Annotated in this window: 10 protein-coding genes; all 10 read right to left on the bottom strand. The window is 58.4% G+C overall.

The genetic code is table 11. The annotated features are described in order from the left end of the window. Positions 1-1,849: hypothetical protein (locus WA354_RS00885; protein WP_472811121.1), on the bottom strand; the 1,849-nt coding region annotated here is incomplete at its 3' end. Positions 1,850-1,910: 61 nt separating this feature from the next. Beyond that, entirely contained in the window at positions 1,911-2,885 is a 975-nt protein-coding gene (locus WA354_RS00880) for a hypothetical protein (RefSeq protein WP_472811120.1), read from the bottom strand. Then, on the bottom strand, positions 2,885-3,370 hold the full coding sequence (locus tag WA354_RS00875; RefSeq protein ID WP_472811119.1) for a hypothetical protein: 486 nt from the start codon (positions 3,368-3,370) through the stop codon (positions 2,885-2,887). Before WA354_RS00875 ends, WA354_RS00880 begins: the two co-directional genes overlap by 1 nt. A 92-nt stretch (positions 3,371-3,462) precedes the next feature. Next, entirely contained in the window at positions 3,463-3,897 is a 435-nt protein-coding gene (locus WA354_RS00870; protein ID WP_472811118.1) for a hypothetical protein, read from the bottom strand. Positions 3,898-3,901: 4 nt separating this feature from the next. After that, a complete protein-coding gene (locus tag WA354_RS00865) occupies positions 3,902-4,525 on the bottom strand; it encodes a hypothetical protein (RefSeq protein WP_472811117.1) in 624 nt (207 codons plus the stop codon). Positions 4,526-4,637: 112 nt separating this feature from the next. Beyond that, positions 4,638-5,606: a hypothetical protein gene (locus WA354_RS00860; protein ID WP_472811116.1), complete on the bottom strand. Its 969-nt coding sequence runs from the start codon at positions 5,604-5,606 to the stop codon at positions 4,638-4,640. 189 nt (positions 5,607-5,795) lie between these two features. Then, entirely contained in the window at positions 5,796-6,188 is a 393-nt protein-coding gene (locus tag WA354_RS00855; protein ID WP_472811115.1) for a hypothetical protein, read from the bottom strand. A 127-nt stretch (positions 6,189-6,315) separates the two neighbouring features. Further along, entirely contained in the window at positions 6,316-6,816 is a 501-nt protein-coding gene (locus WA354_RS00850; protein ID WP_472811114.1) for a hypothetical protein, read from the bottom strand. A gap of 70 nt (positions 6,817-6,886) precedes the next feature. Further along, positions 6,887-8,170, bottom strand: coding sequence for a phage portal protein (locus WA354_RS00845; protein ID WP_472811113.1), 1,284 nt, complete (start codon positions 8,168-8,170; stop codon positions 6,887-6,889). Positions 8,171-8,466: 296 nt separating this feature from the next. After that, on the bottom strand, positions 8,467-9,105 hold a 639-nt coding region (locus WA354_RS00840; protein WP_472811112.1), incomplete at its 5' end, for a DUF3037 domain-containing protein.

Raw genomic sequence — 9,105 nt, 5'->3', positions numbered from 1 at the left:
AATTAGTCAACGGAGCATTCAAAGCGAGTGCGTCGCCCGGCCAGACGTCGGCGTCGAGGCTAGCACGCGTGCATTTGTAGGCGCCACTCCACAGTGCGCTCACGCTTACCGCAGCCTGCTCGATGGCGAGGGCGGCGTTGCGGCAGTCCTGCGAACTACGCGGTGCGGGATTGGTAACGGTGCCGACCCACGTGGAGACCGGAGGCAGACCGGATTGCGCGAGGGCCAGCTGACTTGCCGCATTCACCGCGCGCCCGACTGCTCGGCCGACGGCGCGATAACTTACGGCGATCTGTTCGCCCACCGGCGGAGCAAATCCGGTGTAAAAGGTCAGTTTGCCCGTGCTCTCAACGTGGCACTCAGCCGATTGAGCCGTCGTACCCAGGCGTCGCGTTGTCGGACTGCCATTGACGGGTGTTGTGACGACCCAGCCCGATCCAAGGTCGGTGAGGTTTAGAGCGCGCATCGTGCCGAAGAGATTGATGCTGCTGGCCGCAAACACCGAGCAGGAGCCGGGCAAGCTCACGATCTGCCCGTCATACAGAGTAATCGGCATGCCGGCAACACCGTTCACAAATTCCTGAATCTCAAATTGCAGTTTTGCAGGGGCGGTGTTCCATTGCCCGCCGAAGGCGACTGCGCCCTCATCCCCGTAGCTGCGATAGACTGCCAAGCCTCGCTGATATTCGGGACAATGGACACGTACTCGCAGGGCGTACTGGTTGGATGGATTGATCTGAAAGGAGCTACCCGTCGACGCGCCCAACACAAGCGGCTGCACTGAAACAGCGCCAGTGCCTTGCTGAGCTGTAACTTGAAAGCCCGCCGTGCAAGCTTGCCGCGTTTGTTCGCCGCTGAAGAATCCGGCCAAAACTCCAGTGCTTCCGCTCGTGAGAGTAACTCCACTTGCTTCAAGCAGGAGCGTCCCTCCCATTTCGACCGGATCGATCCAGGCTAACTGGATGTCCCCATCTTTTCCAGTTCCGCCCTGCATGGTAAGGCCGCCGGCTCCGAGAGACAGATAGTTATGGCTTCCTGGATTTCCCCAGGCGCGCTGGTCAATCTGACCTTCGTTGAATAACTCGCGGATGATCGTCGCCCTGGATGAAGGCGCTGTGAAGACGTCGGAAGACAAGTTGAACAGCGTGGTGATGCCGTCGCCGAGAAAGTATTCCGTGACGTAGGCTGTGGGTTCATGCTCTCCGCAGACCGTGATGTCGTTTGCGAGCGCGCGTTTCACGCTGGAAGTAAGAGCCAGGTTCGCGAGCATCAGGCCGCCATCCGTCTCGCTGAGCGGATGTACGGCAGCGGGGATGGCGTTGAGGGAGAGCGATCCACTCAGAGCACGATATGTGGCGCGCGCCAGGCTTGAAGCCACGCCGGCATTGGTGCTGAAGGACGCGCCAGTTTGGGTTGTGAAATTGGAAACGGGACAATTGAGCATGAGCGATTGTGTAGAGAGCGCAGCCGATCCTGTTTTTGCGACGAGAGATGTGACGAGAGGCCCGGCATTTAATCCCGAGACGTTTTTGCCTGGGGCCATTGCCAGTTGATCGAGAAGATATTCATCGCTGATGGCCTGAAGCGCAATGCGATAGCGCGGACCTTCGAGTCCAAAGCCGACGTACTCCGGCATTGGGCTGGCTGCAAGATAGCCAGTGAAGTAAACGATTCCGTCATCGCCAGTGATCTGGATTGCCTGGTTGCGTGTCAATGCAGTCGAGTTATTCGCGGGCAGGATGATCCATAAATGGCAGATCGAAGGCTCGTTGAGTTTGCGATCGACGGTTAGAGGATGCGTCGCATCGAGGGCCGAGGTGTAGTCGTCTCCGCCTATCGTAATCTTCATCGTGTCTTTTCCTGAGTTCTGTTAGTTCTGGTGGCCGAGTTGCCGAGAGGCCAGGCGAAGATTAAATGAGTGCGTATGACGCGGGCTTGAAACTGCGATAGCAGAGCACACGTTCGCCGTCGAGCGGATCGAGAACAGGTAGCGCAAGGAACTGGCCTTTGAGCAGAATGCGTGCGAGCCCACTCTTGTGTTTGTTGTCGAGTGGGGTCGCCGACTCTTCAGCGCCGACAAGGCTCTGGAGGCGCGGGTAGTGGAAGAAGATACGATCGCCCTGGCTGCCTTGCATCACGAAGAGTGCTGACCACTCGTGATAAAAGCTGCCTCCTTCGCGATCTACGAAGCCGGTCAGGGCTTGCAACTTTGTTCCGGCCGCGGGAGCGCCGCCCGGCAAAGGTTGCGCGAGGATCAGCGACGTGGAACTTACTCCAAGGACCAGACCAACGTTAAAGGTAATGCGCCGAATGTAATCAACGTCAGTAAGTGGCTGCCGCACGTATGATCCGGAGACGGGCGAACCTAGATAGCCCGTCTGCCCTATGTAGTCGGCATCGACGGCGATCATGGAACCGGGCGCGAAAATGGCTGTGTCTGCGGCTGCCAGCTGAATGATAGATGCAGTCGAGCCGCTCTGCACGATCACGGCCGGGGCAGCAACTGCGCCATCTGCAGCAGCTGCCGCGCCACTCGCCGGCGCCAAAAGATTCATGTGCTGCGAGCCTGTGGCGAGCGCCATGGTCAGCTTGGTCCATGCGAGGAATTCAAAACTCAGTCCCGCCTCGAGCGATTCGCGCGTCTGCTCCAGCGACGCAGCCGGGATGCCGGTAAGGATGGGTCCACTCTTGCTCGTCGAAGTGCGCGTGAAGTTCTGAATCCAACCCAGGTCGATCCAGGGTGATGGTGGCGCGTCGAGATTGAACGAGCCCGTCTGCGAAGGATCGAAGAGCACGGGCGTCTGTGCGGTGCGATTGACGGGAGCAAAGTAGGCGCGCACGCGCCGCGCCACAGGCGCTGGTGCTGAAAACGAAGTAGCCGTCATTATTCCCCCTGCTCCTGGTAGCTGTAGACCATGACTTTGATGGAACGGCTGAGGCGATCGCGCTGAATGTTGATGGGCGCAAATGTTGGCTCGTCCCAGAAGACCTGGGTTTGCATGGTTGTTGCTGGTTGAACGGAGTAGTTGCTCTTGGGTGCGTGGAAGGGCCGCAACATGGCGAGAGCTTCCTCGTCCATGGTGCTCAACATGCGTCCTCGATCAAGCCCGCCGAATGCCTGCGAGCCACACGTGCTGTAGAGAATCTCACACTCCTCAGCCAGCATCGTGGAACTGAGATCCATGTCGGCGCCAAGCCCCAGCCAGCGTAAAACAAAAACATCGGAGGGTAATAGCGCGGTCGGAGCCTCTGCTTCTTCGACGAGGATGCCGGGGCGCAGCGTACCACGTAAGAGCACGGTGCGTTCAGGGCTGATGATGGCGAGGCGTGCGCGAAGCGTCATGTAGAAGGAATCTTTCGCGTTTTGCATAAGAACTCCAGTGGTCAGTTATCAGTGGTCAGTTGTCAGAAAGCGGGGTCGCAGGTTAGTCGCTGACCTCTGGTCTCTGTACCTTTTTCGCTTCACAGTGATTGCGGGCAAGCTTCGCGCAATAGGAGCCGGTATAAGTAGACTTGGCCGAAAGCTTCGTTGGATGCGACGGCTTCGATGAGATAATCCTTCCCGGCAAGCGTGACCGCGAGGGTCATGGCAAACAAGGCCTCCGCCGACGGAAGGTCAAGCGCGCTAATCTGTCTTTGTACGCTGGTTGCCGAGACAAGCAGCTCCCATTGGGGCTGATTGCCTTCTTTGAAATAGGGACGAAGCTTGCGCATGAGCACCGGACTGAGAACAACCTCGGAAAATGTGATTGCAACCAGGCCGACTTCACATTGATTGGAGACGGCATTCGTTCCAGTGACTCGCAGCTGCGCGTTGGCGCCTGCGACGCTGCGCAGCAGGGCATCGGCAAGCATCTGTGGCGCGGCGGTCGGATTGTGCGGTGCTGTGTCGCTCATGTTGTCACCCCAGCCTGTTCGCAACGTAGGGACGCAGCCATGCCTGCACGGTTTCGTCCAACAGAGAACTTGAGAAATACTGCATCTGCATTGTGTCGATCTTGGTTTTGCTGGCATTCAACGCTGGCGTGGACTGAGCATTGCGCACGATCTGCGCGCAGGCCGTCTTTACGTCGTCGCCGATAGAGGTTAATCCCGCGGTATAGGTGACGGAGATCTCGTTGTAGGGCAGGCCAAAGACGTTCCACGGCATCGTCAGTTCGCCCGTAGTCGGGTCGAAGTCCACGGAGCCGGGGTCGATGGTGGCCCACTGGCCTGGCAGCGAGAAGGTCCAGGCAACCTCAGCTAGTGCGTTGTCAATTGCTTCGCCGCGCCGCGGCTTCGCATACCGGCCCTCAATGCTGACGAGCGGCGAGGGTGCGCAGCCGAGCGACGCCAGCGGCAGATAGCTGAGCCGCACTGTGCGCGACCCGCTGATGACGCGGACGCGTTCTGTATATTGCGTGATATTCAGATCGGGGCGACGGCAGAAGCTGTTGATCAGCGCCGTCGCAGCCGTAATCCAATCGACGGTCGTACTGTCGGGCAATCCGTAATTTGAGTAATCCGCTGGCTGAAGATAGGCCATGTGTTCCTCCGAGTTCAGTGAGCAGTGGTCAGTGAACAGTGAACAGCAAGAAAGGAGAACCTGGACGCGCTGGGTTCTAACCTCTGCCCACTGATCACTGTCCACCTGCTTTTTAGCGGTCGACGAGCACCTGGTAATGTGCGTAGTTGGCGCCCTTCACGACGACGGCGCCGAACTTCACGGCGACGTACTGCTGGGTCAAGGAACCGGGCATGCCCAGTTGGAAGATGCGCGGAGCTGGGTCGCCGAGCCAGTGGTACTCGATCAGATCTTCAGTCACGATGTAGGCGGGCAACACTGCCGATCCCGAACCCGGAGTGCCGGTGTAACTCAAGCTCCAGTCGGGGATCAGTGGCAGATCACCCGCCTGGGTCGACAGCATCTTCACGCGGAAACCGCCAGTGATCTGGTCCGAGTTCAGAACTACGTTGAATTCAGTCTTCATTTCGCGATCGATAAGATCGAGCAGCACGGGGTTGGCGTAGATCGCCGTGGGACGCACGTGGTATCCGTTGTTCGCTACCATTTGCGCGACCGCCGACTTGATTCCGTCGACGATGGAGGCCGAGGTGCCGATGGTTGCGGTTTGGCCGCCGGAAACGATTTGCGATATGGCGCCCATGTATTGCGTGGTCGTCGGAGAACTGAGGCTGGTGTCGTTGCCATTCCACAAGGCCACGTCGTGCGTCACCATCACACCACTGACCGTATCGACCAGATCCTTGGCCTGCAGGTAGGCAAATTGCTGCTGTTGATTGCCGAGTTCGACGTCGAACAGGTTGTAATTGATCTGCGACACGATCGCTTTGAGCGGTACGCTGCGTTCCGCGCGCGTGGGACTGACGACGGGAGCCACGATGCTGCGCGGATTGACGAAGCCGGCGGTACCGGGATTCGGCAGTGCAGTTTCTTCAAAGAAGCGCGACGGATGACCGGTGGCTGGAACCTGCTTCATGCGCTGGCCGAAGGGGCTGGAGCGGCGGCAGATGTCGAATATCTCGGTCTGGTACAAGGGAACTTCGATTGCGCCCGGTCCGATGAAGTCGGCTGCCGCGTGGATATCTGCGAAAGATGCGTTCATAGTGTCTTGCCCCCTCCGTGGGGCCGTTGTTAGCCGCTAGCTTCTAGTTCCTAGCTGCTAGCCTGGTTTGTGTCCAATGAGACATAGGTCGACTCGCACGCACTGGAATGCATGAGACGCCGGCCGAACCTCTGTTGTCGTAACGAGAAGCTCAGCTACAAGCTAGGAGCTAGTAGCTGAAAGCTGTATCTACGAGATAGCGCCTGCCCGGAGCAGTTGACTCTTTACGGCGATGCGTTGTTCAAGGCTGAGGCCCGCAAGAGCGGCATCGAGTGTACGCACGTCAACCGGACCTTCGGCGATTCCGTGCTTGGCCAGCATCTCTGAAGTCGATGCCGGAACAGTTCTGCGCAGAGGATTCAGAATTGACTGAGCTGCTCCGGCTTTCAGTTCAGCGATTTCGCGTTCAGCCGATGCGAGCTTTTTCTGAAGCTCTGCCTCTCGCGCGTCCTGCTCCACGGTGGCTGAAATTTTCGCCACCTCACCGGTTCCCCGCTCTACTTCAAGCAGCGCGAGTGTTCGCTCGAGCATGCCGCTCGCAGCCTCGAGCCGTTCCATGATTTGGTTGTCGATGTTCTCCATGAACTTCCTTTCTTTAAATGCAGCTCATAGCTACCAGCTTCTAGCTGCTAGCCGTGGCATCAATGAATGAGTGATCCTTCCCGATGGAATGCACACAGCTAGAGGCCAGGAGCTGGAAGCTGGTCCTCTAGCTCGCCATCCTGAAGCTGGTGGCACGATATGCGGCTTTTTCCCGCAGCAGGATTGCTGCCCCGGTGAAGGTGACGCGTGTCAATTTCCATACTTCGGCGTGCATATCCTCTACGCGCGCGTCGGCTAGCTCATAACTCATGCCCATCGATTCTGGAGCGCGAGTCTCAATACTCTTTGCCACTTCGGGAAAATCGCGAGCATAAATATAGCCCCGTACAACCAGGCGATTCCCCACAAAGTCAGCCTCGGTCAGCAGACCGACCTTGCGACGCGCATCGTGCCCATCCCAACCCGGGCGGTAATCGACCGCCATCCCCAGCAGCGAAGGCAATGCTTTTTCAGCTGCTTCGCGGGTGAGAATGACGCGGTGTCCGCGCGCACCGGCCGGTGCTTTATCGCTGGCCGAGTTCACTACCGTCAAAACACCTTCGAAGGGCACCCGGTTGGGATGTCCTTCGACGTGTGGAATTGTTACCGCCATTGCCTCGAATTGCATTTTGTTTCCGCCTGTCCCCAGAAAAATGGCCGCACCGCTTGAGGCGATGCGGCCCAAGTGCCATGACCGCTCATTTACCCGCTTCAGGAGAATCCAATTCGTGTGCCGGCCTGTTTGGCGCGAGGGGCGCTAGGCCCCGCATGGCGCGAACTTCGTCCACCGTCAGAACGCCGGCCTGCAGAAGCTGTACCTGGACGGCGAGTTCCGTGGCCTCGTCGCGCGCATTCCCATCGTTGAAGATAAATTCAAACTCGCGCCAGCCGATGCACTTCGCAAAGAGGTCGCGCGTAATGTGCCCGGCAATCAATTGCGCGAGCGGCAAGATCGCGCCGCGGAAAGCCTCGTCTGCAAGCTCGGCTGCAGTAGAGCGGTTCACGTCGCTCTCCAGGCCTAGCAGCAGCGGGGGCAACCCAAAGGCATTTGCGATCATGCGAATGAGAAACTCCTGCCAGGCAAGCCGCAGATCGGCATCGGTGCCTTGTGCAAAGCGCAGTACCTCCGGCTTTTGTTCGGTCGATATCAACGGCACGCGCCCGGTGCCTTCAATCTCGTCTTGCCACCAGCGGATCAGCCGGTCATGCTGCGACGGAGTGGCCTCGTTGAGCCAGATCGCATATTGAGCAACGGAGTTAGCCGCCAGCTTGCCCGCAAAGCGATGTGCGCTCAGGAATTGATTGACGGATTCAAAGGCAACTTCAAGCGCACCGAGCCCGAAAGGCGTAAAGCTGCGCGGGTTCATACGCACATAGATAAGCTGGCTGTCGCAAAGGTCAATGGCGTTCGATTCGGCTTGACCGGCCGTGACCTGCGCATAACGCGGAGTGTCGGGCTGACCATCCCAGCGCGGATTGATCCTGATAGAGGCTCCGTCTACCGGCCACAGCATCGCAGGTCGTTCGGGATCTCCGGTGGGTTCCATTTCGATCGCGCCGTATCCGCCGGTGAGCGCATCTTCGATGACCTGCTCGATCAGCGTGCGGAAACTGTCGACCGCGTTCGGCTCTTCGAGCGTGCGACGCAGGGCAAGAAGTCGCTGACTAACCTCATCGAGATCGTCGGGTGCGTTGCCCTCGCCCGGCGCAAAGCCTCGCCGCAGCCGTATCTGCCAGTCCATGGCCGCGACGCGATCCTTGATGACGTTGATGGCGCGTCGCACCACCGGCGTCTCCGCAAATCGGCGGAGATTTATAGGTGTGGGTTTTGGCAGCGATTGTCCCGGAAATTGCACGGGGCTCAAAATTGCCGGGAGCGCCAGCGTCTTGCGTGCTGCGTTGCCATCTGCCGCGTCAACGGCAACACTGATAGCGCTGGTAGCCTGCCGCCACAGAGCGCGCAGTTGTTCTCGTACCTTCACGCGTTACCTTCCTTCAGAAAAAGGAAAAGGCACGGTCTTGGAAAGACCATGCCTCTTCTCTTCAATAATCAGTTGTCAGTGAACAGTGATCGGCGAGTGCCGACAAGCTGCGATATTCTCTAACGATCAGGCGATATGATGAACTATCTCGCTCTCAACAGAATTAATCATACGAGATTCGTGAATAATGACCTGCAAATGAATTGAGATTATTTTCAAGGCTGGTAAGTCATTGTTAGATGTGGAGTAAGTGGGCTTGTATTCTGCTGATGTCCGACTGACCCGTCTTGACAGATTCAGATATGCATTTCGCGGCGTGCGGTTTCTGCCACGCGCGACATGTCGGCAGTGGTGAGAACGCGAATCTGATTTTCTTCCATGGTTTCGACGCCGAAGCGGTACATGGCGAGGCGATCAGGATCGTCGTCGGTGGCACCGAGCTTGGCGGCCGGCTCGATAATCGCGGTCAGCTCGAGGGCGGCCTTCTCTACGCGCTCAACGCCTGCGCGCAAACCGGATGCCGAGAAAGCAAGCACCTTGGCAAGGTCGAGTCCTGGCTCCAGGCTGACGGCATGAAACATTCGGATCACTCCGTTGGGACGGTAGCCGGCATCCAGGCGCAGTGGATCGCCCGGCCTCGTGTAATCGGAGGCCGGAATGCGCTTGCGTAGCAGATCCCAGACTCCCGCATGTTCAAACTCACTGCGCATTGCAGCCTGGATGGCCGCGCGTCCGCTCAGCCGTGGTGTGCGTTCCCGCTTTGGGGGATCGACATAGATGCGCATCAGCTCTTCCACGCCGGCCGGCAGGCTCTCTGCCAGGTAGGCCTTGGGAGTCGTCATCTGCACGTTCAGAGATAGCGCTTCATCAAGGATGCGCATGAGCTTGCCGTCAGGGTCATGACGCAACCGGTTACGCAGTTCGGTCTCCATACC

This window comes from Occallatibacter sp. (assembly GCF_049802275.1).
Lineage (GTDB): Bacteria > Acidobacteriota > Terriglobia > Terriglobales > Acidobacteriaceae > Telmatobacter.
This window is presented reverse-complemented; position numbering and strand designations above follow the sequence as displayed.